The organism is Streptomyces sp. NPDC085931 (assembly GCF_044540565.1).
GTDB lineage: Bacteria > Actinomycetota > Actinomycetes > Streptomycetales > Streptomycetaceae > Streptomyces.
This window is the reverse complement of sequence record NZ_JBITSK010000001.1, coordinates 90,916-117,614: the sequence shown is the minus strand read 5'-3', so window position 1 is coordinate 117,614 and position 26,699 is coordinate 90,916. Positions and strand designations below refer to the sequence as shown.

Below are 26,699 nucleotides of genomic sequence, written 5' to 3'. Positions count from 1 at the left end.
CAAGTCGCCATCGCATCACCCTTTCAAGGTCACCCGTGACCGCAAGGGGGGAAGCGTGCCATTCGGCAGTGGAGACCGGGCCCAGCTCCGGCAGGTCATCGACCAGCTCTGCGGGCTCGCCACCGACCTCGCCGCCGTCAAGCAGCAGGTCGCCGACCAGCAGCACACCATCGACCGAATCCGCCAGGACACCGACGCCGCCCTGACCCGCGGCCTCACCGACATGCGGGAGATCGCCCGCGACGCCCTGACCCGCACCGACAAGATCACGACCGGACGTCTCACCGGCATCGGCAGCGACCTCGCCGCCGTCCGCGAAGCCCTCACCCGCCTCGACAACCGGCTCCAGGCCGAGACCGCCGGCCCGCGGCAGACCCCGGCCGACCCACCCGGCCCGGACCCCGAGGTCCGGACGACGCCCCAGGCGGCGCCCGAGCCGGAACCGGCCGACCCCGCGCCTCAGCCGACCAGCGAAGCCGGCGACCCACCCGAGCCCGACCAGGCAACCCTGCGGGCCGCGGCCGGCATCTCCGCCGCCACCCTCCACGCCCACCGCGACACCTGGGAGTTCCTCGTCAAACACGCCGGCACCGACCAGCACTTCCACCTGCCGGCCGGCGTCCAGGACACCGAGGGCACGATCCTGGCCAGGGTTTCCGGTCCCAGCCTCGTCGCCGCCCTGACCAGCCTGCACCACGTCAGCCACACCGCCGCCGACCCGGGCACCCGCGCCATCGCCGCCCACCTGCACGAACGGCTCACCGAGACCGTGCGGGCCATCCTCACCCGCCGCCACCGCGGCGACGGAGCCGACCCGGTCCGCATCGTCATCGACGACCGCGCCGCACCGGACGACACAGACGACGGAGACGACAGCGAGCGGTGACAGCACGCAGCCCCCGGCCGCCACGTCGACCGGGGGCTGCCGCACGCTGGGGATGCTCTGCCTGCTGCGTTCACCATGAATAATCCGTGGCCCCGTCTCCACGAGGCTCCCTACACTCACGGGCGTATCCGCGCCGCCCACGATCCGGGCGGGGCTCCGGCGTGACGAATGAAGGGGGACGGCCGTGCGTGACCACACCGCTGCCGCCGTCGCCCTCCCGCGCTACGCGGTGATCCTCGTGTCTTCGTCCCCCCGGTGCCCGCTGCGCGGCGGCACCGGCTGATCGGGACGAACCCCGGGCCTGCAGGCGTGTTCTGACGGGCCGTCGAGTCGATCTCCGAGTTCCCTGTCCCGTAATCGCGCTGCCCTTCTCCCCCTCGCATCGAAAGGCCCCGGGCCGTGCGCATCCACTCGAACCCGCTCGCCGCCGTCCGCAATCTCGGCATCCTCGCCCACGTCGACGCCGGCAAGACCACCGTCACCGAACGGATCCTGTTCGCCACCGGAACCACCCACAAGCGCGGCGAGGTCCACGACGGCACGACCGTCACGGACTTCGACCCGCAGGAGCGCGACCGGGGCATCACCATCTTCGCCGCGGCGGTGAGCTGCGCCTGGGACGGTCACCGGATCAACCTCATCGACACCCCCGGGCACGTCGACTTCGCCGACGAGGTGGAGCGCGCGCTGCGCGTGCTCGACGGTGCCGTCGCCGTGTTCGACGCGGTGGCCGGGGTGGAGCCGCAGAGCGAGTCGGTGTGGCGCCAGGCCGACCGGCACGGCGTGCCGCGCATCGCGTTCGTGAACAAGATGGACCGGGCCGGAGCCGACCTCGACACGGCCGTGGCGTCGATCCGGGAGCGGCTGCACCCCGCGCCGCTGCCCGTCCAGTTGCCGATCGGCGCGGAGGACGCCTTCACCGGGGTCGTCGACCTCGTCCGCATGCGCGCGCTGGTCTGGAGCGGCGGCGACACCCCGGACGACCTGCCCGTACCGGACGACCTGCTCGACGAGGCCCTCGCCCGCCGCCGGGCCCTGGAGGAGGCCGTGGCGGAGCTGCACCCGGGCGCCCTGGAGGAGTTCTGCGCCACGGGCGGGCTCGCGGAGCGGACCCTCGCTGCCGCCCTCGGGGACCTGACCCGCAGCGGGGACGGCGTGGTCGTGCTGTGCGGTTCCGCCTACCGCAACCGCGGGATCGAGCCGCTGCTCGACGCCGTCGTGGCGTGGCTGCCGTCGCCGCTGGACGTGGCACCGGTGCGCGGCACCCACGCCGGGGTGGAGCAGCGGCGGGCCCCCGACCCGGCGGCGCCGCCGCTCGCCCTCGCGTTCAAGGTGCAGGCCACCGCGACCGGACGGCTGACCTATCTGCGGATCTACTCGGGAACCATCGGGAAGGGGGACACACTGTGGGACGCGACCGCCGGCCGCACCGAGCGGATCGGAAGGATCCTCCGCGTGCGGGCCGACCGGCACACACCGCTGGAGCATGCCGTCGCCGGGGACATCGTCGCCGTCGTCGGGCTGAAGTACGCCCGCGCCGGGTCGACCCTGTGCGCGCCGGACGCGCCCCTGCTGCTGGAACCGCCCGGTGCGCCCGAGCCGGTGGTGTCGGTCGCGGTGGAGGCGCGCGGCGCCGGTGACACCGACCGGCTGGCGTCGGGGCTGGCGCGCCTGACCGAGGAGGACCCGTCGCTGGTCGCGCGCACCGACCCGGAGACCGGGCAGACCGTGCTGTCCGGCATGGGGGAACTGCACCTGGAGGTGGCGGTGGAGAAGCTCCGGCGCGAGCTCGGCCTGGAGGTCGGCGTCGGCCGTCCCCGGGTCAGTCACCGCGAGACCGTCGGCCGGGGCGTGACGGGGCTGGTCTACCGGCACGTCAAACAGGACGGCGGGGCCGGGCAGTTCGCCCACGTCGTGCTCGACGTGGAGCCGTACGACGGTGGCTTCATGTTCCGCTCGGCCGTGGTCGGCGGGCGCGTACCGCAGGAGTACGTGCGGGCGGTCGAGGCCGGCTGCCGGGACGCCCTCGTCGAGGGGCCGCTCGGCGGGCACCCGGTGACCGGGCTGCGCGTCACGCTCACCGACGGGGCGACCCATGTGAAGGACTCCTCGGACACGGCGTTCCGCACGGCCGGCCGGCTGGGACTGCGCGAGGCGCTGCGCGCCTGCGCGATGGTCCTGCTGGAGCCGGTCGCCGAGGTCACGGTCACGGTGCCCGAGGAGACGGTCGGCGGCGTGCTCGGCGAGCTCGCCGCCCGGCGCGGCCGGGTGACCGGCTCGGTCACCCGGGCGGGCGCCGCGGTCGTCACCGCGACCGTGCCGCTGGCCGAACTGTTCGGCTGGGCGACCCGGCTGCGCAGCCGCACCCAGGGCCGTGGCACGTTCACGGCCCGGCCCACCGGCTACGCGCCGGCGCCGACGGCGGCCGCCTCAGCGAGGTAGGCCCCCGGCCGGTCCGCTTCCGCCCAGCGGTGCGGTGCGGTGCGGTGGGAGCCTCGGTTGGTTCCCGCCGCGCCGCGGTGCGGTAGCCTCGCCGACCGCGTCGGCGCCCCGGCCCGCAGCGTCTCCCTCAAGCGCCGCTCGGCCCTCGGCCGGTCCCTTCCCGCGCGGTGCGGTGGAGCCTTGTCCGGTCCCTTCCGCCACCGCCGTGCGGGTTGGTCCGGCCGGTCCGCTTCCGCGCCGCGGTGCGCTCTGCCCCGCCGGTCCGCTTCCGCGCCGCGGTGCGCTCCGCCCGGCCGGTCGTTCCCCGCGCCTCCGTGCGGGACGGCCCGGCCGGTCGTTCCCCGCGCCTCCGTGCGGGACGACCCGGCCGGTCGCTCCCCGCGCCTCCGTGCGGGACGACCCGGCCGGTCGCCTCCCACGCCCCCGTGCGGGACTCCCGGCCGGACCCCAGCCTCGGCGGAAAGGAACCGGCCCGCCCCCACGGCTGCCGGTCCGCTCCCGTGCTCGCACGGGAGCGGACCGGTTCCTCGCTACGGGTACGACACCACCGTCGACGGCACGGTCGACGTCCCCGACGTGGGCGCCCCCGTGTCGTTGATGACGCGCTCGTACTGTCCGTTGCCGCCCAGCGAGACCACGAGCAGGTCGTGGAAGCGCACTCCGGGCCGCACGGGCGCGGCGAAGCCGTGGTGCTGCACGATGGTCGGGTCGACGTTGTAGTAGCAGTAGCTGCCCAGGCCCCAGCCCTCGTGGGTGGTCACGTTGTCCCCGACCCGGTAGGCCGCGTAGCCCTTGATCGACCCGTTCTGGATCGCGGCCTGGTTCGGCGCGTCGTACGCCTTCTCGTTCTGGAAGAAGATCGTGCGGCCGCGCTCGCCGAACCACTGCACGTCGTACTTGTTGAAGTGCTCCACGAACAGGCCGGTCGCCAGGACGTCGTGCCCGTTGACGACGACGCCGTAGTCGGCCCGGTTGGTCTCCCAGCCGACGCCATCGCCGTGGTCGGCGCGCCAGACCCAGGTGTGGTCGACGATGGTGTGGCGGCTGTTGACGACCATGCTGGTGGTGGCCTTGCCGGGGCCGGCCCCGCCGATGCGGACGAACACGTCCTGCACGGTGGTCGGGTTGGCGGAGTGGTCCCGGGAGGCGCCGGGCGGGCCGATCTCCAGCAGGGTCGGGGAGTTGACCGGCCCGGCGTCGATGAGGAATCCGGCCAGCCGGACCCCGTCGACGTCGGCGACCCTGAGCGCCGTGACGCCGTTGTCGGGGATGAGCGTCGCGTAGCCGAGGCCCAGGACCACGGTGTTGGCCCGGTCCACCCGGATCGGCCGGTCCAGGTGGTAGATCCCCGGCGTCAGCAGCAGGTGCAGCCCTTCGGACAGGGCCTGGTTGAGCGTGGCCGCCGAGACACCCGGCTTGGCGACGTAGAAGCGGGTCAGCGGCAGGGAGGTGCCGCGCGGGGTGCCGCTGCCCCAGGTGACGCCGCGGGCGTTGGTCCGCTTCTCGGGCAGGAAGACCCGGTACTCGCTGCCGCTGAGGTACAGGAACGGCTTCTCGCGGGAGACGGGCGTGGTGTTCAGCGTGGTGTACGGCGGGTTCGGGAACCCCTGGGCGGGGGCGCCCTCGACGCCGGAGAACACCATGTTCCACACGCCGTTGAGCCAACCGCCGATCGCGCTGTCCCGGGTGTACCACTGCTGCTGCGAGTACGGCTGCACCTGGCCGTCGATCCGGCTATCGGCGATGTAGCCGCCGCTGGACCAGCCGTACCCGGTCGGCGCGAGGTTGAGGTTGCCGCGCACGTGCATGCGGCGGAACGGGGCGGCCTGGGAGACCGCCCAGCGGTTGGTGCCGTTGACGGGGACCACGGCCAGGTTCTCCGCCGAACGCCAGAAGTTCTGCGTGGCGTTGCCGTTGAACCAGCCGGCGTCGACCGTGATGTCACCGTTGATGGTGGTGTCGTCGGGGGAGAGGCCGAGACCGGAGATCGAGGTGTAGAAGCCGATCTGCGCGTTGAGGCCGTGGTAGGTGCCGGGCTTGAACAGCAGCTGGTAGCGGCCGGTGCCGAACTGGGCCGACTCCTGCTGCCGGAAGATCTCGTCGAGTCTGCCCTGGATGTTCGGCGTGGACGGGTCGAAGACGACGACGTTGGGGCCGAGGTCGCCGCCGCCGGGCAGGGCGCGCGGCCTCCTGGGTACGGGCCGCTTCCCGGCGGCGGGGGCGGCCGCGGCCGTGCCGGGCAGGCCGGCGAGCACGGTGGCCGCCGCCGCGGCACCGAGGACGGCGCGGCGGCCGGGGGAGGGCAGGCCGGACGACGGGGAGTCAGTGGGCATGGGGCGGCTCTCCTGGTTCAGGAAGTGAACGGCGTGGGGTGCGGGGAGCGCTCTCTCGCCGCTGAATGGTTCATCCGTGGAACAGATGCGTCAAGGGGGTGCGGCGAGACTTCGGAGAGTACGTCCAAACCCTTGACGTCTCTGCCTTCCACGGATTAACTCACGTCCTAAATTAAGCCATGACGGCTCCCTCCCGGCGGGGGAGCACGGTCTGGGAGGCGAATTCCCGTCCTCCCGGAAGGGACACGAGCAGCATGCGCAGTACCCGAGCCGCGGCAGCCGGCGCCGTCACCCTGTCACTCGTCCTCGCGGCCTCGGCCTGCGGAGGTGGCTCCGCCACCGGCGGCGGGTCCGACGACTCGCCCAAGACGCTGACGTACTGGGCCTCCAACCAGGGCGCCAGCATCGAGATCGACAAGAAGGTCCTCCAGCCCGAGCTCGACAAGTTCGAGAAGCAGACCGGGATCAAGGTGAAGCTGGAGGTCGTCCCCTGGTCGGACCTGCTCAACCGGATCCTCACCGCCACCACCTCCGGCCAGGGCCCGGACGTGCTGAACATCGGCAACACCTGGAGCGCCTCGCTCCAGGCCACGGGCGCCCTGCTGCCCTGGGACGCGAAGAACTTCGACAAGATCGGCGGCAGGGACCGCTTCGTGGACTCGGCGCTCGGCTCCACCGGCGCCCAGGGCAAGGACCCGGCCGCTGTGCCGCTGTACTCGATGGCGTACGCGCTCTACTACAACAAGAAGATGTTCGCCGAGGCGGGCGTCTCCAAGCCGCCGGCCACCTGGGACGAGCTGGTCGCCGCCGGGAAGAAGCTCTCCAAGGACGGCAAGTGGGGCCTGGGCGCCGAGGGCTCGAACCCGTCCGAGAACATCCACCACGCCTACGTCTTCGCCAAGCAGCACGGCGCCGACTTCTTCACCGCCGACGGCAAGCCCGACTTCACCAGCGGCGGAGCGGTCACCGCGGTCAAGCAGTACGTCGACCTGATGGCCAAGGACAAGGTCATCGCGCCCGGCAACGCCGAGTACGCGCAGAACCAGTCCGTCAGCGACTTCGCCAAGGGCAAGACGGCGATGCTGCTGTGGCAGTCCGCCTCCGCCAACCTCAAGTCCCAGGGCATGAGCGAGGACGACTACGGCATCGCGCCCGTGCCCGTGCAGTCCGGCACCCCCGGCACCGGCCGGCAGGTCAACTCGATGGTGGCGGGCATCAACCTCGCCGTCTTCAAGAACACCGACAACCTCGACGGCGCCACCAAGTTCGTGAAGTTCCTGACCAGCGACGACGAGCAGAAGATCCTCAACAAGGCCTACAGCTCCATCCCGCCGGTCAAGACCGCCCAGTCGGACGCCGCGTTCGCCAGCCCGGCCAACGCCGTCCTGAAGGACACCCTCGCCAAGAGCGCCGTGGCGCTGCCGCAGGTCGCCGACGAGTCGCAGTTCGAGACGGCCGTCGGCACGGCGATCAAGGACCTGTTCGCCGACGCGGCCGCCGGACGCGCGGTCACCACCGCGTCGGTGAAGGCGGCCCTGGAGAAGGCCCAGCAGCAGATGCCGGCGGCCTGAGCGACATGACCACCACGGTTGAAGCCGGCACGCCGCCGGTCCGCACGAGCCCGCCCGGTGCGGCGCGCGGTCCCCGCCGCCGCACCGGACGGGTCCGCCGCGTCGGCCTGCCCTACCTGCTGCTCCTGCCCGCGCTGCTCCTCGAACTCCTCGTCCACCTCGTGCCGATGGTGATCGGCGTCGTCATGAGCTTCAAGGAGCTCACGCAGTTCTACATCCGTGACTGGGGCACCGCCCCCTGGTCCGCCCTCGACAACTACAAGGTGTCGGTGGACTTCGACGCCCCCGTCGGCGAGGCGCTGCTGCACTCCTTCCTCGTCACGGTCGCCTTCACGGTGCTGTCGGTGGGCCTGTGCTGGCTGATCGGCACGGCCGCGGCGGTCTTCATGCAGGACACCTTCCGGGGCCGCGGCCTGCTGCGGGCCCTGTTCCTGGTCCCGTACGCCCTGCCGGTCTACGCGGCCGTCATCACCTGGGTGTTCATGTTCCAGCACGACAACGGCCTGGTGAACCACGTCCTGCACGACCAGCTGGGCCTCACCGACAAGCCGTCCTTCTGGCTCATCGGCGACAACAGCTTCATCGCGCTGCTGACCGTGTCGGTGTGGAAGGGCTGGCCGTTCGCGTTCCTCATCGTGATGGCGGGGCTGCAGAACATCCCGCGCGAGCTGTACGAGGCGGCCGCCCTGGACGGCGCGGGCGTGTGGCAGCAGATCCGCCGCATCACCCTGCCGTCGCTGCGCCCGGTCAACCAGGTGCTGGTCCTGGTGCTGTTCCTGTGGACGTTCAACGACTTCAACACGCCGTACGTCCTGTTCGGCAGGACCGCGCCGGCGGCCGCCGACCTCATCTCGGTGCACATCTACCAGGCGTCGTTCGTCACCTGGAACTTCGGCACGGGCTCGGCGATGTCGGTGCTCCTGCTGCTGTTCCTGCTGCTGGTGACGGGCGTGTATCTGGCGCTGACCTCGCGCGGACGGAGGGCCGCCCCATGAGTTCGCCCCTGGCCCCGCCCCGGTCCTTCCTGTGGTCCCGGCGGGTGTTCCTGACCCTGCTGACGGGCTTCGTGCTGCTGCCGGTGTACGTCATGGTGTCCAGCTCGCTGAAGCCGCTCGCGGACGTCACGGGCGAGTTCCGCTGGCTGCCGACCGAGCTGACGATCCGTCCCTACGTCGACATCTGGTCGACCGTCCCGCTCGCGCGCTACTTCGTCAACTCGCTGATCGTGGCGGGGGCGGCGACGGTCTGCTCGGTGGTGATCGCGGTCTTCGCGGCGTACGCGGTGAGCCGCTACGACTTCCGCGGCAAGCGCGTCTTCACGGTCACCGTCCTGTCGACGCAGATGTTCCCCGGCATCCTGTTCCTGCTGCCGCTGTTCCTCATCTACGTCAACATCGGCAACGCCACCGGCATCGCCCTGTTCGGCTCGCGCGGCGGGCTGATCCTCACCTATCTCACCTTCTCGCTGCCGTTCTCCATCTGGATGCTGATCGGCTACTTCGACTCGGTGCCGCGCGACCTGGACGAGGCGGCGCTGGTCGACGGCTGCGGCCCGCTCGGCGCGCTGTTCCGGGTCGTGGTGCCGGCGGCGGTCCCGGGCATCGTCGCGGTGGCCGTCTACGCCTTCATGACCGCCTGGGGCGAGGTCCTGTTCGCCTCGGTGATGACCAACGACACCACCCGCACCCTCGCCGTCGGCCTCCAGGGCTACTCGACCCTCAACGACGTGTACTGGAACCAGATCATGGCCGCCTCGCTGGTCGTCAGCGTGCCCGTCGTCGCGGGCTTCCTGCTGCTCCAGCGCTATCTCGTCGCCGGCCTGACGGCAGGAGCCGTCAAGTGACCGACTCGCCTGTTTCCGAAGGGACTTCCGTGACCATCGACCTCGCCGCCCTCCCCGACGACTTCCTGTGGGGCACGGCCACCTCGGCGTACCAGATCGAGGGCGCCGTGGCGGAGGACGGCCGTGCGCCGTCGATCTGGGACACCTTCTCGCACACCCCGGGCAAGACCGCCGGCGGTGACCACGGCGACGTCGCCTGCGACCACTACCACCGCTGGCGCGAGGACATCGCCCTGATGCGGCAGCTGGGCGTCAACGCCTACCGCCTGTCGATCGCCTGGCCGCGCGTCGTCCCGGGCGGCGACGGCCCCGTGAACCCCAAGGGCCTGGCCTTCTACGACGAGTTGATCGACGGCCTCCTGGAGGCCGGCATCACCCCGTCCGTCACCCTCTACCACTGGGACCTGCCGCAGGCGCTGCAGGACCGCGGCGGCTGGCCGGAGCGCGACACCGCCCTGGCGTTCGCGGACTACGCCTCGGTGGTGGCCGAGCGGCTCGGCGACCGTGTCGGCCACTGGGCCACCCTCAACGAGCCCCTGTGCTCGGCGTGGATCGGCCACCTGGAAGGCAAGATGGCCCCCGGCTGGACGGACCTGACCGCCGCGGTCCGCGCCTCCTACCACCTGCTGCTGGGCCACGGCCTCGCGGCCCGGGCCATCCGGGCGGCGGTCCCGGACGCCCAGGTGGGCATCGTCAACAACCTCTCCACCATCCACGCGGCCTCCGACCGCCCCGAGGACCTCGCCGCGGCCCGCCGCATGGACGGCCACACCAACCGCTGGTGGCTCGACCCGGTGCACGGCCGCGGCTTCCCGGAGGACATGCGCGAGGTCTACGGCGTCGAACTGCCCGAGCAGGCCGGCGACTCGGCGGCCATCGCGGCCCCGCTGGACTGGCTGGGCCTGAACTACTACTTCCCGCAGACCGTGGCCGACGATCCCGAGGGTCCCGCCCCGTACGCCCGGGCCGTCCGCCGGGAGGGCGTCCCGCGCACCGGCATGGACTGGGAGATCGACGCCGGCGGCATCGAGACCCTGCTGCTCCGCCTCACCCGCGAGTACGGGGCGCGCCGGCTGTACGTCACGGAGAACGGCTCGGCCTTCCCCGACGTCGTCCGCCCCGACGGCACCGTCGACGACCCCGAGCGGCAGGACTACCTCCTGCGGCACCTGGCGGCCTGCGCCTCCGCCGCCCGCCAGGGCGCCCCGCTGGCCGGCTACTTCGCCTGGTCCCTGCTGGACAACTTCGAGTGGGCGTACGGCTACGAGAAGCGGTTCGGCCTGGTCCACGTCGACTACGCGACGCAGAAGCGCACGATCAAGGGGACGGGCCACCGGTACGCCGAGGTGGTGCGGACCCACCGGGGCCGGGCGCGCGAGGCCGCCTGAGCCACGAGCGCCGGGGTGGGCGGGGATGCGGGAGCCCGCGCCCACCCCGGCTCACCCCCCGTTGAACCTCTGCACTGTCAGGTACACGCCATTCGAGCCACGTCCTTTCGGTGCCGTCAGGCACATCGAACCGGAGGAGAGCCATGCCGTCCCGTACGCCCCGCACCCTCCTGACCGCACTCGCGGCCCTCACCCTGCTGACCGCGGGCCCCGCCTTCGCGGCCCCCGCCCCCGAGGCGCGGGCCGCGGCCGCCGCCTGGGACACCGACCGCGCGGCCGCCGCGTACGCCGTGAACCCGGCCGCCGTCACGGCGTCCGGCAGCGAGAACGCCGACACGTCCCCCGGCCGCGCCTTCGACGGCAACGGCTCCACCCGCTGGTCCAGCGACTTCTCGGACACCGCATGGATCCGCGTCGACCTCGGCTCGACGATCCGTGTCGACCGGGTCGTCCTGGACTGGGAGGCCGCCTACGGCAAGCGCTACGTGCTGGAGGCCTCGAAGAACGGCACCGACTGGTCACCCTTCTTCACGGAGACGGCCGGCACCGGCGGCTCGGTCAGGGCCCACACCTACCCCCAGGAGGTGACGGCCCGCTACGTCCGCCTGCGCGGCGTGGAACGCGCCACCCCCTACGGCTACTCGCTCTGGTCGATGAGGATCTACGGCGGCGAGCCGGCCCCCGCGTCCACCACCCGCACCAACCTCGCCCTGAACCACCCGGCCTACGCGAACTACTACCAGCACGCGGGCAACTCCCCGGCGTTCGTGACGGACGGCGGCCGGCCGGCGGACCTGAAGGCCGACATCAGCCGCTGGTCGAGCGACTGGAACGCGAACCGCTGGGTCTCGGTCGACCTCGGTGCGCCCTCGACGATCGACTCGGTCGACCTGTACTGGGAGGCGGCCTACGCCGTCGACTACGAACTGCAGGTCTCCGACGACAACCGCACCTGGCGCACGGTTCACCGCCCCTCGGCCGCCGAGGTCGCGTCCCGCCGCGCCGACGTCAAGTCCCCCGGGGAGGCGGTCGGCCGCCACGACGCGATCCGCCTCCCGCAGCCGGTCACGGGCCGCTACGTCCGCATGCTCGGCAAGGAACGCCGCTCCTTCTACAACCCGCCCCCCGCCACCGCCCAGTTCGGCTACTCCCTCTACGAGTTCGAGGTCTGGGGCACGGGCGGCAGCGCGACGGCCGCGTACCCGGCGCTCCCGGGCGAGCAGTCCGGCAGCTACCGCACCACGTTCTTCGACGACTTCACCGCCCCGGCCCTGGACCGGAACAAGTGGCGGGTGGTGCGCACCGGCACGGAGATGGGCTCGGTCAACGGCGAGGCGCAGGCGTACGTCGACTCCACGGACAACATCCGCACGGAGAACGGCGCGCTGGTGCTGTCGGCGAAGCACTGCAAGGGCTGCACCCGGGCGGGCGGCGCCACCTACGACTTCACCTCCGGCCGCATCGACACCCACACCCGTTTCGACTTCACCTACGGCAAGGTCAGCGCCCGTATGAAGCTCCCGGTCGGCGACGGCTTCTGGCCGGCGTTCTGGCTGCTGGGCAGCGACGTCGACGACCCGTCGGTCGGCTGGCCGTCCTCCGGCGAGACCGACATCATGGAGAACATCGGCTACGCCGACTGGACCAGCACCGCCCTGCACGGCCCCGGCTACTCGGCGGACGGCAACATCGGCGCCCGCCAGGTCTACCCCGGGGGCGGCCGGGCGGACGAGTGGCACACGTACGCGGTCGAATGGACCCCCACGACGATGCGCTTCTTCGTCGACGACCGCCTGGTCCAGGAGACGACCCGCAACAAGCTCGAATCCACCCGCGGCCAGTGGGTCTTCGGCCATAACCAGTACGTCATCCTCAACCTGGCCCTCGGCGGCGCCTACCCGGCGGGCTGGAACAAGGTGACGACCCCGTACTGGGGCCTGCCCCAGTCCAGCGTGGACCGCATCGCGGCCGGGGGAGTACGGGCGGAGGTGGACTGGGTGCGGGTGGAGCAGAAGGGGTAGTTCAGGCCGCCTCCACCTCCCAGGTAACCTCTGAACCGTAGTCATCGCGGCCCGACGGGCTTCCGCTCCGCCTCGGTGGAGTCTCGAAGGACATGCCCCCACCCGCACGAGTCAGTTCGTGCTGCCCGGGGGAAGTCCTTGCTGTTCCGCGCGTCTGCCGCATCGGTCGCCACCATGGCGCTCGACAGTTCCCTCTACCTCCACCTCACCGAGCAGTTCACCCACGTGCACGGCCACCGGCCCGGACCCTCAGAGGTCCGATCCTGGCAGCGGAGCATTCCTGCCCTGACAGCCGCGCTCAACGACGCGGGGCTCGGTGAGGTGGAGGTCATGCTGGAGTACGCGCTCCCCTTGAACAGCAAGCGCGCCGATGCCGTGCTCGCAGGGGTCCACCCGGATACGGGGGATCCGTCATACGTCGTGGTGGAACTGAAACAGTGGAGCCAGGCCGAGCCTGATGAGGAAGACCCGGCGCTGTGCCACGTGGACGCGTACGCGCGCCCGGTCCTGAATCCCATCGAGCAGGTCCGCCGCTACTGCGAGTACCTGGTCAACTTCAACGGTGCTGTGGCCCAGCACCCGCGGCGCGTCAGCGGAGCCGCGTTCCTGCACAACGCGACCGAGTTCGGGGTCGGAGGACTGCGCGCAGTGGAGCGCGACGAGCACGGCCTGCTGTTCACCGCGGACCGTCGCGGTGCGTTCCTCGACCATCTCCGTGCGAGGCTCAGCGACAAGCAGGCTGGTGCCCGGGCCGCCGACGAGCTGCTGGCCGGGAAGACCGTCCCGTCCAAGCAGCTGATGTCGGTGGCGGCCCAGGAGGTGCGCGAGCGCGAGCAGTTCGTCCTCCTCGACGAACAGCAGGTCGCGTACCGCATGGTGCTGAACGCCGTGCGCAGGGCAAAGCGGTCGGACCACAAGGAGGTCGTGGTCGTCACCGGCGGTCCCGGCACCGGCAAGAGTGTCATCGCTCTCTCCCTGCTCGGCGAGCTGTACCGTCAGGGCGTCCCCGCACTGCACGCCACCGGGTCCCAGTCGTTCACCAAGACCATGCGGAAGGTGGCGGGCTCCCGCAAACGGGAAGTGCAGGAGCTGTTCAAGTACTTCAACAGCTTCATGACGGCCGAGAAGAACAGCCTGGACGTCCTGATCTGCGACGAGGCGCACCGCATCCGTGAAACGTCCGCCAACCGGTACACGCCGGCCGCGCACCGGACCGGGAGGCGGCAGATCGACGAGTTGCTGGACGTCGCCAAGGTGCCCGTCTTCCTCCTCGACGAGCACCAGGTCGTCCGTCCCGGTGAGATGGGCCGGATCGAAGACATCAAGGAGGCGGCCGCGCGCCGGGGACTGACCTGTCATGTCGTTCCACTCGACAGCCAGTTCCGCTGCGGTGGGAGTGGCGCCTACCTGCGCTGGGTCGTGCGCCTGCTGGGGTTGGAAGCGGGCGGGCCGGTGGTGTGGGAGCCCGACGACCGCATGCGGCTGGTGATCGTCGAGAGCCCGCAGGAGATGGAGTCCTTTCTGGACGGCCGACGCGCCCAGGGTTACGGTGCCCGGATGTCCGCGGGCTACTGCTGGCCCTGGTCGCCGGAGCCCAAGCCGGGGGAGCCGCTTCCCGCGGACGTGCGCATCGGGGACTGGGCCCGTCCCTGGAATTTGCGGGGCGACCGCTCCGTGTCCGGTGCGCCGCCCTCCGCCCTGTGGGCGACGGATCCGGCGGGTTTCGGTCAGATCGGCTGCGTCTACACCGCCCAGGGATTCGAGTACGACTGGGCGGGCGTCATCATCGGGCCAGACCTGGTGTGGCGCGGTGACCGCTGGGTCACCGACCGTACGGCATCCAAGGACCCGGCCTTCAAGCGCTCCACTCCCGATGCGGACGTCGATCGTCTGATCCGCAACACCTACAAGGTTCTCCTCACCAGAGGCATGGTCGGCACGGTCGTCTACTCCACGGACGCGGAAACCCAGGACAAGCTTCGGGAACTGGTGGGCCGGCCGCGCCTCACACCTGTAGGGACATGACGGGCGGCCCACGTCCACGGCCCGTCGATCAGCCGATATGGGATGTGGGGCCGGTGGCCTGGAACAAGCTGTCCGGCACACCGCGCACCTAAGATCACCGATACCGATCGCGGCCCGACGGGCTTCCTCCCCACGAGGACATGCCCCCACCCGCACGAGTCACTCGTGCCCTGGGGGACCCACTCGTGTCCATGCTCCTGCTGAGGCTGACCGCGCAGGACCTGCTCACCCTGAATTCCCGTCGTCGGATGGTGCCCCACCTCGCAGCGCGATGGAAGCACTTCCGGGGCACGGAAGCCTCACTTTCCGAACGAACCGCCTGGGCGGAGAGCCTGGTCGAACTCGCCAAGGACCTCGTGGCGGCGGACCGTGGCGGTGTCGAGATGATCGTCGAATGCGCAGCGACGGTGGAGGAGCCGGAGGACCGAAACGACCAGCGCCTGATCGACGTCGTCCTGGCAGGCCGCCATCCGGAGACTCACCATCCGTCGTTCCAGCTCGTCGAACTGAAACGCTGGTCAACGGTCACCCGGGTCGAGGCCGCGACGGCCGAACTGGTGCGCGTACCGGGCATCATCGAACCGAAGCGGCATCCTGCCTTGCAACTGCGTGAATGCTTCGACCTGTTCACCGGAGACTCGGGACCGCTGGACGGCCTCGAGGTCGAGTGCGGCGGGTTCGCCTATCTCCACAACGCCACGGAGGAATCAGCGAAGCCCCTGCTCGACAGTGACGCGCCCACGGGGATCTACGCGCGCACGTACACCAGGGACCGCCGCGCGAAACTGCTGGCGGACCTGCGCGGACATTTCGCGGAGGACGGTGGTGACCACGCTGCCGAACTGCTGCTGAAGAAAATGAACCTCCGCAACACCCCCTTGCTGGACGCGATGATCAGGTCCCGGGGCGAGGACACCGTGTTCACCCTGCGGAGGAAACAGAAGGAGATCGCCGACGACGTCATGGAGAAGGCATCCCTGATACTCGGGGATCCGGACCAGCCGACGCTCGTGCCGGACGACCGAAGGGCCGTGTTCGTCGTGACCGGCGGCGCCGGCACGGGCAAGAGCGCGGTCGGGCTCCAGCTCAAGGCCTGGTTCGAAGCCGCCGGACGCACGGTCCGTTACTCCAGCGGCAGCAGGGCCTTCAACGGTGCGCTCCAGGAGCACGTCGGCTATGGGGACAAGCAGTTCAAGGAGAGCTTCACCTACTTCAGCAGCTTCGTCACGCCGCCCGAGCCGCCCCTCGACGTTCTCATCTGCGACGAGGCGCACCGCTTGCGGGACAGGACCACGAACCGCTACCTGCCCGCAGAGGCACAGGGTACGAAACCTCAGGTGGAGGAGTTGCTGGACGCCTCCCGCCTCACGGTGTTCTTCCTCGACGGGAGCCAGTCGGTCCGCCCGAACGAGGTGGGGACGGTCGAGCTGATCACGGAGGCGGCCAGGGCCCGTGGCATCGTTCCGGCCCGCTACGAGCTGACCGCCCAGTACCGATGCGGCGGCAGCGATGCGTATGTGCGCTGGGTGCGCGACGTCCTCGGGCTGACCGGAAACGAGCCGCAGCCCTGGACTCCGGATGGACTCATGCACGTCGAGGTTGCCGACAGTCCGGAGGAGATGGAGCGGATCATCAGGGCGGAGGCGGACGCCGGGGCCTCTGCCCGCATGGTCGCGGGCTTCTGCTGGCCTTGGACCAAGCCGTTGGGCAAGGGCGCGGGCAGGCGGCTCGAGGCCGATGTGCGCATCGGCGGTTGGCACAGGCCGTGGAACGCGTACAGCGAGAGCTTCTGCGAGGACGGGACCGTGCCGCCCTCCAAGATCTGGTCCGTCCATCCCGCCGGCATCAACCAGATCGGCTGCGTCTACACCGCACAGGGACTTGAATGGGACTGGTGCGGCGTGATCATCGGCGAGGACATGGTCCGCCGCGGTGGTCGCTGGGTCTTCCAGAAGGGCAAGGCGCGCAAGGACCCGGAGACCGGAGTCAAGCGCGTGGCGGTCCCTGGTTCCTTCGATCCCAGTCTTCGAGGCAGAAAGCCGGACGACGAGGACTTCGCCCGATGCATCCGCCACGCGTATCACGTGCTCATGACGCGGGCCGGTCGAGCGACCGTCCTTTACTCGCCCGACGAGGAGACACAGGCATACCTGAAGCAGATCGTCGGCGACGTACGGATCGACGGCCTGCGGCCCACGTGGGAGAACCTTCCGCCCGTGGCACGGACGAACCATCTGCCCCGGCCCACGCGGGGGCGCAACCGATCGCGCAACAGGAGGAAACAGAACAAGCCCGATCACGGGCAGCGACGTCTCTTCTGAGCATCTCTCGCCAGTTGCCTCCGGGGCTGACGCAAAGAGAAGAGTGGCGGGCTCGCCGGACCCGCCACATGCCTCACTCAGACGAGGAGGCGCGCTGCCGCCGTCAGCAGCTCCCACACAAGGTTGGAGGCAACTCCTGCGGCGGCGCCGACCAGGATCTCTCGAGACCAGGAACGACGCGCGGGCTTGTACTCGACCGGTTCCATGAGGGGCCACTCCAGTGGTGAGTTCGGAATGGCAGGGATCGCCCTACCGGGCATCCGCCCTCACAGACGTGAGGTCCACATGGTGGATCACCGCTCTTCACTCACGACCAGCGGACTGGACCGTGGAACACCGCCTCGTACCCTCCGGGAAGGTGCGCAGCGAGAGTGAGCCTAGTGATGAGCGCGGCTTCGTGCCAATTGCTATTCGCGCCACCATCAGGGGAGTACGCCGACCGGTTGCCGGTTGCCGGTTGCCGGTTGCCGGTTGCCGAGCGAGTGCTGCCGCGAACGCCGTCGCTCAGGAGCCCGCCGGGCCGCCCGGTACGTACTCCGGATCCACCTGGGCCGCCAGGTTCTCGCCCGTGCGGTCGTTCGCCCAGGCGTGGGCGTTGCGCAGGTGGAACTCGACCGCGTGGCGGTGGAGCCGGTTCCAGTCGCGGACCTGGGCGTCGACCGTCTCGCGCAGGACGTTCAGCGCGTGCCGGTTGTGGGGCTCCAGTTCGCCCCGCTGCCGGCCCTGTTCCGCCGCGCGGACCCAGGGCGACTGCACCAGGTGCGTCAGCAGGTCGTCGCCCACCTGTTCCTTGAGGAAGAGCAGGTCGTCCTCGGAGGTGACCTTGTTGCCGACGACGGCGACGCGGATGCCGAACTGTTCCGCGTGGTCGCGGTACTGGCGGTAGACGGAGACACCCTTGCGGGTCGGCTCCGCCACCAGGAACGTGAGGTCGAAGCGGGTGAACAGGCCCGACGCGAAGGCGTCCGCGCCGGCCGTCATGTCGACCACGACGTACTCGCCGGGGCCGTCCACCAGGTGGTTCAGGTACAGCTCGACCGCGCCGAGCTTGGAGTGGTAGCAGGCCACCCCCAGGTCGGACTCGTCGAACTCGCCCGTGACCATCAGCGGTACGCCGCCCGCCCGGCCGACGTGGCGGGCGTGCAGCGGGTCGTCGCCCAGCACGCGCAGCAGACGGGAACCGCGGCCGGGAGGGGTCGTCTTGAGCATCGCCTCGGCGGAGGCGATGCGCGGGTTGCCGCCCCGCAGGAGGTCCTTGATCTCCGCCAGGTGCGGGCCCAGGGGGACGGCGGGCCGCTCCTCGGGGCCGAGCGCCTCGGCCAGGTGCTGGTTGATGTCGCCGTCGACGGCGAGGACCGGGGCACCGGAGCGCGCCAGGTGGCGGGAGAAGAGCGCCGACAGCGTGGTCTTGCCGCTGCCGCCCTTGCCGACGAACGCGACCCTCACGACCGGCCCACCGTCTTGAAAATGGATGTCATGTGACTAGGTTTTAGGGAGTGATCGCCGCCACTGTCAAATCCCGTGCCCCGATCGGGGCGCTGCCGGTGCCCTCCGGCTCACACCCTGAGTGCCGCCGGAGCGCTCCCTCCCGCCGGGCGGGCCCGCGCCCCCCGGTTCTCAGGCCGGCAGTCGCGTGTCCGCCACGCAGGCGATCTCGACCACCTGGCCGGGGAAGGTCAGCTCGGTGACGCCCAGGGCCGTGCTGACCGGGCGGTGGGCACCGAAGTAGGCCCGGTTGCCCTCCGCCACCACGTCGGCGTTGCGCACCAGGTCCACGACGTACAGCGTCTGCGAGACGACCTGATTGCGGGTGGCCCCGAAGTGGGCCAGGACCTTGTCGAGGTTCGCGTACGTCCCCGCGAGCTGGGCGGCGACGTCGTCACCGGGGTCGAAACCGCCCGCCTCGTCGAAGGAGAGCTGCCCGGAGACATGGATCAGCTCCCCGGACCGGATCGCCTGCGTGTAGCCGAAGTGCCGCTCGGCCGGTATGCCGTGGTCGTAGAGGTCGAGGGTGGTCATGGTTCCCGTCCTTCCGTGGCGCGCAGCCGTGCCGCGCTCTCTTGTGGTTACTGGGAAACCGTAGGAGAGTGAACGCCGACCTGGAAGAACGCACTTTTCGGTGACAGGGGAACCAGATGGTGACCAAGCAGCTCAGGGACATTCCCGAGCACGCGGACCTGCGGCGGGCGGACTCCCTGGCGCGGGAGATCTTCTCGGACGTCGCCAACAAGTGGGCGCTGCTGATCATCGAGGCCCTCGGTGAACGCACGCTCCGCTTCAGCGAACTGCGCGACGAGGTCGAGGGCGTCAGCCACAAGATGCTGACCCAGAACCTGCGGATGCTGGAGCGCAACGGCCTGGTCGACCGGACGGTGCACCCCACCGTGCCGCCCAAGGTCGAGTACACGCTCACCGAACCGGGCCGGGCCCTGCGCGCCACGGTCGACCTGATCTGCGGCTGGACCCACCAGTACCTCGGTCACATCGAGGCGGCCCGGGAGCGGTTCGGCGACTGACCCGGCGGCCCTTCAGCCGGCGACGAGTTCCGGCACGGGGCGCCGTGCCGGGGCCGCCTGCGCCCGCGAGGTCCGGTACAGCCACAGCACGTCCCGGCCGAACGACCACACCAGCAGGCCCAGGGCCAGCGCCGCCACGGCGAAGTTGGCCGCGTGGGGGAGCAGACCGGCGCCCGCCAGCAGCAGGAGCACACCCTGCAGGGCGGCGACCGTCTTGCGGGCCGTGCTCGGCGGGAGCGCCGCCGTCAGCCACGGCCACACCCTGGCCGCGGCCACGAACACGTACCGCATGGCCCCGATCAGCAGCACCCACGGACCCAGTTCCATCGAGACGTACACGCTGAGCACCAGGATCAGGAACGCGTCGACCTCCATGTCGAAGCGCGCGCCCAGCGGGCTGGAGGTGCCGGTGCGCCGGGCGACCTTGCCGTCGACACCGTCGAGGATCAGGGCCACCGCCGTCAGCGCGACGAACAGCGACACCGGCGGTGAGCTCTGGAAGGAGTCGGCGACCAGCGCGGTGACCCCGCCGACGAGGGTGGCCCGGCCGAGGGTGACCCGGTTCGCCGCGCCGAAGGAGCGCAGCCGGGAGCGGTGCAGGGCCCGGGAGAGCACCGCCCAGGTGGCGATCGCGAACGCGAGGCCGCTCAGCCAGCCCGCCGGGCCCATCCCGATCGCCGTGCCGATCAGGGCCAGCAGCAGGATCTGCACCCCCGCCCCCACGGCGGTCTCCTGCTGTACGAGCCTCGCGTCGTAAGTGTTGTTCAGGGCCACCGAACACCCTCCGGCCGTGTGACAGAGTCGATCAACGCCGCTACCTTGTGCGCGGCCTGTGCACCCCTCGGTACGCAAGCAGCTTCCCGATCGTTCAGGAGGACTTCGATGAAGCACACCGGACGCGCGTTCTGGATCGACTCGCCCGGCCGAGGCGCGATCCGGGACGTCGCCCTGCGGGAGCCCGGCGAGGACGAGGTGCTGGTGCGCACGCTGTTCTCCGGGGTCAGCCGCGGCACCGAGACGCTGGTCTTCCGCGGCGGCGTGCCCGTCAGCCAGCACACGGCCATGCGGGCCCCCTTCCAGGAGGGCGACTTCCCGGGCCCGGTCAAGTACGGCTACCTCAACGTCGGTGTGGTGGAGCAAGGGCCCGGGACGCTCGCCGGCCGCACCGTGTTCTGCCTCTACCCGCACCAGACCCGGTACGTCGTGCCGGCGAGCGCCGTGACACCCGTGCCGGACACCGTCCCCGCCGAACGGGCCGTGCTCGCGGGGACGGTGGAGACCGCCGTCAACGCCCTGTGGGACGCGGCGCCCCTGATCGGCGACCGGATCGCCGTGGTCGGCGGCGGCATGGTCGGCTGCTCCGTCGCCGCGCTGCTCGCCCGCTTCCCGGGCGTGCGCGTCCAGCTCGTCGACGCCGACCCGTCCCGCGCGAAGACCGCCGAGGCGCTCGGTGTCTCCTTCGCCACCCCGCAGGACGCCGACGGCGACCGCGACCTGGTCGTCCACGCCAGCGCCACCGAACAGGGCCTCGCCCGCTCCCTGGAACTGCTCGCCGCCGAGGGCACCGTCGTCGAACTGAGCTGGTACGGCGACCGGAAGGTGAGCCTGCCACTCGGCGAGGCCTTCCACTCCCGGCGCCTGACCATCCGCTCCAGCCAGGTCGGCACCGTCTCCCCGGCCCGCCCCGGCCGCACCTACGCCGACCGGCTCGCCGTCGCCCTCGACCTGCTCGCCGCCCCGGCGCTCGACGCCCTGATCACCGGGGAATGCGCCTTCGAGGACCTGCCCGAGGTGCTGCCGGGGCTCGCCTCGGGCGAGATCCCCGCCCTGTGCCACCGCGTCCGCTACGCCGAGAGCGAGGGACGCATCGGCTGACGATTCGTTCCATCCGGTACGACATCGGCCGCGACAAGAGCGCCTGACCTGAGAAAAGACGTAGCCCACGCTGAACGGGGGAAGGGAAGCAGCCGTACTACTCGGCATCCCCGGCAGCCATCAGCGGGGGAGCAGACGCGCCGCACCTGGAGGGTCGTCCGTTGTTCAGCATCACCGTCCGCGATCACATCATGATCGCCCACAGCTTCCGCGGCGAGGTCTTCGGACCGGCGCAGCGCCTGCACGGCGCCACGTTCCTGGTGGACGCCACGTTCCGGCGCGAACAGCTGGACGAGGACAACATCGTCGTCGACATCGGGCTGGCCACCCAGGAACTCGGGGCCGTCGTCAGCGAGCTGAACTACCGCAACCTCGACAACGAACCCGACTTCGCCGGGGTCAACACCTCCACTGAGTTCCTGGCCAAGGTCATCGCCGACCGGCTCGCCGAGCGCATCCACAAGGGCGCGCTGGGCGAGGGCGCCAAGGGCATCGCCGGCCTCACCGTCACCCTGCACGAGTCGCACATCGCCTGGGCGAGTTACGAGCGTGCGCTGTGACCGACACGACCGTCGAGCGGCCCGGCTCGACCGGAGGCGCACCGGCGCGGCTCGACTACGTGCCCGTGCAGCACGCCGCCCTGAAGAACGCCGAGATCATCCCCATGTCCCTGCGCACCGTGCACTTCGTGCTGCCGGGCGGTGTCGACGACCCGGCCACCCCGAGCGGCGGCAACGCCTACGACCGGCGCGTCTGCCTGGACCTGCCCGGCTTCGGCTGGCAGGTCGGCAAGCACCCCGTGGCCGGCGCCTGGCCCCGGCCGCAGGCCGCCGCCCGGACCGAACTCGCCCGCACGCTCGCCGCGTTGCCCGACGGCTCCGTCGTCCTGCTCGACGGGCTCGTCGCCTGCGGCGTGCCGGAGATCGTGGTGCCGGAGGCGGAACGGCTGCGCATGGCCGTCCTCGTCCACCTGCCGCTCGGCGACGAGACCGGGCTCGACGCGGCCGTCGCCGCCGAACTCGACGCCAGGGAACGGGCGGTGCTGCGGACGGTGCCGGCGGTGATCGCCACCAGCGACTGGGCGGTCCGCCGCCTGGTCGCCCACCACGGCCTGCCCCCCGAGCGGGTCCACGTCGCGGCTCCCGGCGCCGACATCGCGCCCCTGGCGCCCGGCACCGACGGTGTGTCGCGGCTGCTGTGCGTGGCCGCCGTGACCCCGCGCAAGGGACAGCACCGGCTGGTGGAGGCCCTGGCCGCGATCACCGACCTGCCGTGGAGCTGCGTGTGCGTCGGCGCCCTCACCCAGGACCCGGAGTACGTGGCCCATCTGCGGTCCCTCATCGCCCGGCACGGTCTCGAGGACCGGCTGGAGCTGGCCGGACCGCGGTCCGGCGCCGCGCTGGACGCCAGTTACGCCACCGCCGACCTCATGGTCCTCACGTCCTACGCCGAGACGTACGGCATGGCCGTGACGGAGGCGCTGGCCCGGGGCATCCCGGTGCTCGCCACGGACGTCGGCGGACTGCCCGAGGCGGTCGGCCGCGCACCCGACGGCGGGGTGCCCGGCATCCTCGTGCCGCCGGAGAACCCCGCCGCCATCGCCGCCGAACTGCGCGGCTGGTTCGGCGAGGCGGACGTACGACGCCGGCTGAAGGCCGCCGCCCGCGGCCGCCGCGCCGCCCTCGACGGCTGGGCGACGACCGCACAGAGCCTGGCGGCGGTCCTGCGCCGGCTCCCGACCGAACCCCGGAGGGGCGCATGACGAACCCGGCGACGACGACGAAGCCGGGCGGACCGGTCCCGGCCCGGCCCGGACCCGGCACCCCCTCCGCACCCCCGCACACCCCGGGCGCGGTCATCCCCGGTGCGGGCCCCAGCGGCGCATCCGGCTCGCGGCCCACCGTCAAGCTGCGGGAGGCCGCTCCCGACGACCCGCCCCGCTACGCGCCCGAGTGGCTGGAGCTGCGGGAGCCGGCCGACGCGGCCGCACGGGCGCACGACCTGCTCGACCCGCTGCGGATCCGGCTCGCCAACCTGCCGGGCAGGCCGGGCGGTGCCGTCATCCACGACCTGGGCTGCGGCACCGGCTCCATGGGCCGCTGGCTCGCCCCCCGCCTGGACGGCGCGCAGCACTGGATCCTGCACGACCGCGACCCCTACCTGCTGCACTTCGCCGCCGTCGCCTCCCCGCGCTCCGGCGCCGACGGCAGCCGGGTCAGCGTCGAGACCCGGCGCGGCGACGTCGCCCGGCTCACCGCGGACGCCCTGCACGGCGCGTCCCTGGTGACGGCGTCCGCCCTGCTGGACGTCCTCACCCAGGAGGAGATCGACGCCCTCGCCGCCGCCTGCGCCGGAGCCGGCTGCCCCGCGCTGCTGACCCTGTCCGTCGCGGGCCGGGTGGAACTGACCCCGTCCCATCCGCTCGACGCGGAGATCACCCGGGCGTTCAACGACCACCAGCGCCGCGACGGCCTGCTCGGCCCCGACGCGGTCACCGCGGCGGCCGAGGCGTTCTCCGCGCTCGGCGCGACCGTGCGGCTGCACCCGAGCCCCTGGCGGCTCGGCCCCGAGCAGGCGGCGCTCACCGAGCAGTGGCTGCGCGGCTGGGTCGGCGCCGCCGTCGAGCAGCGTCCCGAGCTGCGGGCCGAGGCGGAGGTCTACCTGAACAACCGCCTGCGGGCGTGCGCGGCGGGCGAGTTGCGCGTCACGGTCCACCACACCGATCTGCTGGCCCTGTGCCGTCCGGCGGGCGGAGCGTCATGACCCCCCGGGCGACGGGCACGCGCCCCCGGCCGCACGCCACCGCCGGACCGCCGGCGGCGGGCGCCGACCACGCCGTGCCCGGGCCTGCGGACCGGCCCGCTCCGGGGATCCCCGAGCCGGCGCGCCCGGGCCCGACGCGCGGCGATGCCGCCTCCGGCGCCCAGAGCGCGGACGCGGCAGGCCCCGCCGAGGCACCGGCGACCCCGTCGCCCATGACCGGCACCACGGCAGCGCGCGTCGTCCCGGGCGTCCCCTCGTCCCTGCGCGTTCTGCTCGGCCGGTTCGGCTCCCGCAGGACCCGTACGCGGCTGGGGGCCGTCGCCGGAGTCGCCATCGTCGGGGTGCTGTTCTGGCGGCTCGGCACCGGTGCCTTCCTCGACGGGCTGCGCCGGATCGACGCCGTGACGCTGCTGCTCGCGCTCGGCATCGGCGCCGTCACCACCGTGTTCAGCGCCTGGCGGTGGGCCCTCGTCGCCCGCGGCCTGCGCATCCGGCTGCCGTTCGGGCCCGCCCTGGCCGACTACTACCGCGCGCTGTTCCTCAACGCGGCCCTGCCCGGCGGCGTCCTGGGCGACGTCCACCGGGCGGTGCGGCACGGACGAAGCGAGGGGGACCTGCGGCGCGGCGTGAAGGCGGTCGTCCTCGAACGGGCCGCAGGGCAGCTCGCGCTGTTCGCGGCCGCCGCGGTGATCCTCCCGGTGATGCCGTCCCCGGTGCGGGACGAGGCACGGCACATCGCCCCGCTCGCGGCCCTGGCCGTACTGGGCGCCCTCGCCGTCCTCCTCGCCCTGCGCATGAACCGGGCCGTGCCCTCGCGCCGGGGCGGGACGGCGCGCGCGCTGCTCGCCGAGGCCCGCGAGGGGCTGCTGTCCCGCCGTAACGGACCCGGAGTGCTTGCCTCCTCCGTGGTGGTCCTGGCAGGTTACGTCGCCATGTTCGTCCTCGCCGCCCGGGTCGCCGGGACCGCCGCCTCCGTCGCCGTCCTGGTGCCGCTCGCGGTGCTCGCCCTGCTGGCGATGGGACTGCCGCTGAACGTCGGCGGCTGGGGTCCGCGGGAGGGCGTCACCGCCTGGGCGTTCGGCGCCGCGGGCCTCGGCGCCGGGCGGGGACTCGCCGTCGCGGTCGTCTACGGCGTGCTCAGCCTCGTGGCGAGCCTGCCCGGTCTGGTCGTGCTCGTCGCCCGCTGGTACGCGGGCCTGCGCGCCGCGGACCGGACCCGGGCCGCCGCGGACCCGGGCCCCGGCCCGCGCGGCGCCTACGCCTCGGAGGTCAGCATCGAGAAATACGTCCCGAAGGAATCCGCGAGGCTCGCCAGGAGTTCCTTCCCCTTTTCCGCCGACCCCAGCGAAGGACGGCCGATGACACCGGAATCGGTATAGCCGGACATGCCGAGGGTGAGCAGATGACGCCGGTCGTCGGCGACGAAATCGGAGGTCTCATAACCGGGTCGGAGCATTTCGGGATGAGCGTGCAGAAGGATGGAGGTCTCTATTTCCCCCGCGTGCATGTCGGTGAGCAGCGAGGTGACCACCCCCGCCCGCCGGCGCGCCGCCTCCCAGTCCTCCGGGGCCGGGAAGAGCGCCATCCGCTCGCCGCGGGCGGAGGACTCCTGAACGACGTTGCCCAGCACGTAGTTTCCGCCGTGCCCGTTGACCACCACCAGGGCGTCGACCCCGGACCGGCGGAGCGAGGCCGCTATGTCCCGTACCACCGCATGAAGGGTCACCGAGGAGATGCTGACGGTCCCCGGCCAGGCCGCGTGCTCGTGCGAGCACGAGATCGTCACCGGAGGAAGGAGGTGCACCGGGTACGCGCCGGCTATCTCCCGCGCGACGGCACAGGCGACGAGCGTGTCGGTCGCCAGCGGAAGGTACGGACCGTGCTGCTCGAAGCTGCCCACGGGAAGCACCGCGACCTGCCGTGAGACATCGGCGCCCCGCGTCCGTACGTCTTCCGTGGTGTCCGCCGGCACCAGATCACTCATCACGTCACGGCCTTTCGTCTCTGCTTAGGAACTCGAGAATCATGACAGAAAAAATAGGCGTACTCGGCACGAAGTCACCGCAGCGGACCGGCGTGGAACGCGTCGTGAATGCACCCCTGCCCACGGTGTACGGGAAATTCCAGGCGATCGGCTACATGGACCACGACCGCGGCGACGAACAGGTCGCGCTGGTCTACGGCGAACTCGCCACCGACGACGTCCTCGTCCGGCTGCACTCGGAGTGCCTCACCGGTGACGCCTTCGGCTCGCAGCACTGCGAGTGCGGCGACCAGCTGGACGCCGCCCTGCGCGCGGTGGTCGCCGAGGGCGCCGGCGTCGTCGTCTACCTCAGAGGGCACGAGGGCCGCGGCATCGGCCTGCTCGCCAAGCTGCGCGCGATGGCCCTGCAGGCGGAGGGCCTGGACACCGTCGAGGCGAACCTCGCCCTCGGCCTGCCGGTCGACGCCCGTGACTACGGTGTGGCCGCCCGCATCCTGGACGACCTGGGGGTGCGCTCGGTGCGCCTGATGTCCAACAACCCGCGCAAGCGCGAGGCGCTGGTGGCCCACGGCATCGGCGTCGCCGAGCAGGTGCCGCTGCTGATCCCGCCGTGCGAGAGCAACATCACCTACCTGCGGACCAAGCGGGAGCGCCTCGACCACCACCTGCCGCACCTGGACGCGGTGGTCAGCTCCTCCTGACGCGGGGCCGGTCCCCACGACGTGACCTGG

21 protein-coding genes and 1 pseudogene are annotated in these 26,699 nt (G+C 71.7%); 16 read left to right on the top strand and 6 right to left on the bottom strand.

Features of this window, described 5'->3' with window-relative positions; genetic code table 11:
• Positions 1–55: 55 nt before the first annotated feature.
• Both ACIGAN_RS00495 and fusA read left to right on the top strand, forming a co-directional pair.
• Entirely contained in the window at positions 56–886 is an 831-nt protein-coding gene (locus ACIGAN_RS00495) for a hypothetical protein (RefSeq protein WP_399854285.1), read from the top strand.
• 399 nt (positions 887–1,285) lie between these two features.
• Positions 1,286–3,328, top strand: a complete 2,043-nt coding sequence (fusA, locus tag ACIGAN_RS00490; protein WP_399854284.1) for an elongation factor G — start codon at positions 1,286–1,288, stop codon at positions 3,326–3,328.
• A gap of 530 nt (positions 3,329–3,858) precedes the next feature.
• On the opposite strand, the gene ACIGAN_RS00485 is transcribed toward fusA, so the two are convergent.
• Positions 3,859–5,661 (bottom strand): coagulation factor 5/8 type domain-containing protein, encoded by a 1,803-nt coding sequence (locus tag ACIGAN_RS00485; protein ID WP_399854283.1) that lies wholly within the window; start codon positions 5,659–5,661, stop codon positions 3,859–3,861.
• 254 nt (positions 5,662–5,915) lie between these two features.
• On the opposite strand from ACIGAN_RS00485, the gene ACIGAN_RS00480 reads away from it, so the two are divergent.
• The 7 genes from ACIGAN_RS00480 to ACIGAN_RS00450 all read left to right on the top strand — a co-directional run bounded on the left by ACIGAN_RS00480 (position 5,916) and on the right by ACIGAN_RS00450 (position 16,830).
• On the top strand, positions 5,916–7,232 hold the full coding sequence (locus ACIGAN_RS00480) for an ABC transporter substrate-binding protein (RefSeq protein ID WP_399854282.1): 1,317 nt from the start codon (positions 5,916–5,918) through the stop codon (positions 7,230–7,232).
• Positions 7,233–7,237: 5 nt separating this feature from the next.
• Positions 7,238–8,227, top strand: a complete 990-nt coding sequence (locus tag ACIGAN_RS00475) for a carbohydrate ABC transporter permease (RefSeq protein ID WP_365098995.1) — start codon at positions 7,238–7,240, stop codon at positions 8,225–8,227.
• 8 nt (positions 8,228–8,235) lie between these two features.
• Positions 8,236–9,075 (top strand): carbohydrate ABC transporter permease, encoded by an 840-nt coding sequence (locus tag ACIGAN_RS00470; protein WP_399854610.1) that lies wholly within the window; start codon positions 8,236–8,238, stop codon positions 9,073–9,075.
• 29 nt (positions 9,076–9,104) lie between these two features.
• A complete protein-coding gene (locus ACIGAN_RS00465) occupies positions 9,105–10,463 on the top strand; it encodes a GH1 family beta-glucosidase (RefSeq protein WP_365098994.1) in 1,359 nt (452 codons plus the stop codon).
• A gap of 143 nt (positions 10,464–10,606) precedes the next feature.
• Positions 10,607–12,484 (top strand): discoidin domain-containing protein, encoded by a 1,878-nt coding sequence (locus ACIGAN_RS00460; RefSeq protein ID WP_399854281.1) that lies wholly within the window; start codon positions 10,607–10,609, stop codon positions 12,482–12,484.
• 138 nt (positions 12,485–12,622) lie between these two features.
• Positions 12,623–14,509, top strand: coding sequence for a DUF2075 domain-containing protein (locus ACIGAN_RS00455; RefSeq protein WP_365744269.1), 1,887 nt, complete (start codon positions 12,623–12,625; stop codon positions 14,507–14,509).
• A gap of 191 nt (positions 14,510–14,700) precedes the next feature.
• Positions 14,701–16,830: a DNA/RNA helicase domain-containing protein gene (locus tag ACIGAN_RS00450; RefSeq protein WP_399854609.1), complete on the top strand. Its 2,130-nt coding sequence runs from the start codon at positions 14,701–14,703 to the stop codon at positions 16,828–16,830.
• 77 nt (positions 16,831–16,907) lie between these two features.
• On the opposite strand, the gene ACIGAN_RS00445 is transcribed toward ACIGAN_RS00450, so the two are convergent.
• The 3 genes from ACIGAN_RS00445 to ACIGAN_RS00435 form a co-directional block, all read right to left on the bottom strand.
• Positions 16,908–17,036, bottom strand: coding sequence for a DUF6408 family protein (locus ACIGAN_RS00445; protein ID WP_399854280.1), 129 nt, complete (start codon positions 17,034–17,036; stop codon positions 16,908–16,910).
• 298 nt (positions 17,037–17,334) lie between these two features.
• Entirely contained in the window at positions 17,335–18,276 is a 942-nt protein-coding gene (locus tag ACIGAN_RS00440; protein ID WP_399854279.1) for an ATP-binding protein, read from the bottom strand.
• Between the two features lie 171 nt (positions 18,277–18,447).
• Complete coding sequence (locus ACIGAN_RS00435) at positions 18,448–18,849, bottom strand: RidA family protein (RefSeq protein WP_399854278.1); 402 nt, start codon at positions 18,847–18,849, stop codon at positions 18,448–18,450.
• A gap of 116 nt (positions 18,850–18,965) precedes the next feature.
• On the opposite strand from ACIGAN_RS00435, the gene ACIGAN_RS00430 reads away from it, so the two are divergent.
• Positions 18,966–19,346, top strand: coding sequence for a winged helix-turn-helix transcriptional regulator (locus ACIGAN_RS00430; RefSeq protein ID WP_365098990.1), 381 nt, complete (start codon positions 18,966–18,968; stop codon positions 19,344–19,346).
• A gap of 12 nt (positions 19,347–19,358) precedes the next feature.
• Here the strand turns inward: ACIGAN_RS00430 and ACIGAN_RS00425 are convergent, their stop codons facing one another.
• The gene (locus ACIGAN_RS00425) at positions 19,359–20,120 is read right to left on the bottom strand and encodes a CDP-alcohol phosphatidyltransferase family protein (protein ID WP_365098989.1); all 762 of its coding nucleotides are present in this window, start codon (positions 20,118–20,120) and stop codon (positions 19,359–19,361) included.
• Between the two features lie 108 nt (positions 20,121–20,228).
• Between ACIGAN_RS00425 and ACIGAN_RS00420 the strand changes: the two genes are divergently transcribed.
• From ACIGAN_RS00420 to ACIGAN_RS00400, 5 genes and pseudogenes are all read left to right on the top strand, one after another.
• On the top strand, positions 20,229–21,221 hold the full coding sequence (locus tag ACIGAN_RS00420) for a zinc-binding alcohol dehydrogenase (RefSeq protein WP_399854277.1): 993 nt from the start codon (positions 20,229–20,231) through the stop codon (positions 21,219–21,221).
• 161 nt (positions 21,222–21,382) lie between these two features.
• Positions 21,383–21,781 carry a 6-pyruvoyl trahydropterin synthase family protein gene (locus ACIGAN_RS00415; protein ID WP_010043117.1) on the top strand — a complete coding sequence of 133 codons (399 nt, stop codon included), beginning with the start codon at positions 21,383–21,385 and terminating at the stop codon, positions 21,779–21,781.
• Positions 21,778–22,983, top strand: coding sequence for a glycosyltransferase family 4 protein (locus tag ACIGAN_RS00410; protein ID WP_399854276.1), 1,206 nt, complete (start codon positions 21,778–21,780; stop codon positions 22,981–22,983). Before ACIGAN_RS00415 ends, ACIGAN_RS00410 begins: the two co-directional genes overlap by 4 nt.
• Complete coding sequence (locus tag ACIGAN_RS00405) at positions 22,980–23,984, top strand: SAM-dependent methyltransferase (RefSeq protein ID WP_399854275.1); 1,005 nt, start codon at positions 22,980–22,982, stop codon at positions 23,982–23,984. The genes ACIGAN_RS00410 and ACIGAN_RS00405 overlap by 4 nt, the downstream gene beginning before the upstream one ends.
• Positions 23,981–25,087, top strand: a pseudogene (locus ACIGAN_RS00400) (lysylphosphatidylglycerol synthase domain-containing protein); the annotation flags it as partial. The gene ACIGAN_RS00405 and the pseudogene ACIGAN_RS00400, both read left to right, overlap by 4 nt.
• A 152-nt stretch (positions 25,088–25,239) precedes the next feature.
• Here the strand turns inward: ACIGAN_RS00400 and ACIGAN_RS00395 are convergent.
• On the bottom strand, positions 25,240–25,968 hold the full coding sequence (locus ACIGAN_RS00395) for a creatininase family protein (protein ID WP_365744254.1): 729 nt from the start codon (positions 25,966–25,968) through the stop codon (positions 25,240–25,242).
• A gap of 41 nt (positions 25,969–26,009) precedes the next feature.
• Here ACIGAN_RS00395 and ribA point away from each other — a divergent pair, with 41 nt between their 5' ends.
• Positions 26,010–26,669, top strand: a complete 660-nt coding sequence (gene ribA / locus ACIGAN_RS00390) for a GTP cyclohydrolase II (RefSeq protein WP_365744252.1) — start codon at positions 26,010–26,012, stop codon at positions 26,667–26,669.
• Positions 26,670–26,699 lie beyond the last annotated feature (30 nt).

Excerpts from the sequence above, each read along its gene's own strand:
- ACIGAN_RS00485 (WP_399854283.1), bottom strand. The coding sequence starts at position 5,661 with ATGCCCACTGACTCCCCGTCGTCCGGCCTGCCCTCCCCCGGCCGCCGC.
- ACIGAN_RS00480 (WP_399854282.1), top strand. The coding sequence starts at position 5,916 with ATGCGCAGTACCCGAGCCGCGGCAGCCGGCGCCGTCACCCTGTCACTC.
- ACIGAN_RS00475 (WP_365098995.1), top strand. The coding sequence starts at position 7,238 with ATGACCACCACGGTTGAAGCCGGCACGCCGCCGGTCCGCACGAGCCCG.
- ACIGAN_RS00460 (WP_399854281.1), top strand. The coding sequence starts at position 10,607 with ATGCCGTCCCGTACGCCCCGCACCCTCCTGACCGCACTCGCGGCCCTC.
- ACIGAN_RS00450 (WP_399854609.1), top strand. The coding sequence starts at position 14,701 with ATGCTCCTGCTGAGGCTGACCGCGCAGGACCTGCTCACCCTGAATTCC.
- ACIGAN_RS00445 (WP_399854280.1), bottom strand. The coding sequence starts at position 17,036 with ATGGAACCGGTCGAGTACAAGCCCGCGCGTCGTTCCTGGTCTCGAGAG.
- ACIGAN_RS00435 (WP_399854278.1), bottom strand. The coding sequence starts at position 18,849 with ATGACCACCCTCGACCTCTACGACCACGGCATACCGGCCGAGCGGCAC.
- ACIGAN_RS00430 (WP_365098990.1), top strand. The coding sequence starts at position 18,966 with ATGGTGACCAAGCAGCTCAGGGACATTCCCGAGCACGCGGACCTGCGG.
- ACIGAN_RS00420 (WP_399854277.1), top strand. The coding sequence starts at position 20,229 with ATGAAGCACACCGGACGCGCGTTCTGGATCGACTCGCCCGGCCGAGGC.
- ACIGAN_RS00405 (WP_399854275.1), top strand. The coding sequence starts at position 22,980 with ATGACGAACCCGGCGACGACGACGAAGCCGGGCGGACCGGTCCCGGCC.
- ACIGAN_RS00395 (WP_365744254.1), bottom strand. The coding sequence starts at position 25,968 with ATGAGTGATCTGGTGCCGGCGGACACCACGGAAGACGTACGGACGCGG.
- ribA (WP_365744252.1), top strand. The coding sequence starts at position 26,010 with ATGACAGAAAAAATAGGCGTACTCGGCACGAAGTCACCGCAGCGGACC.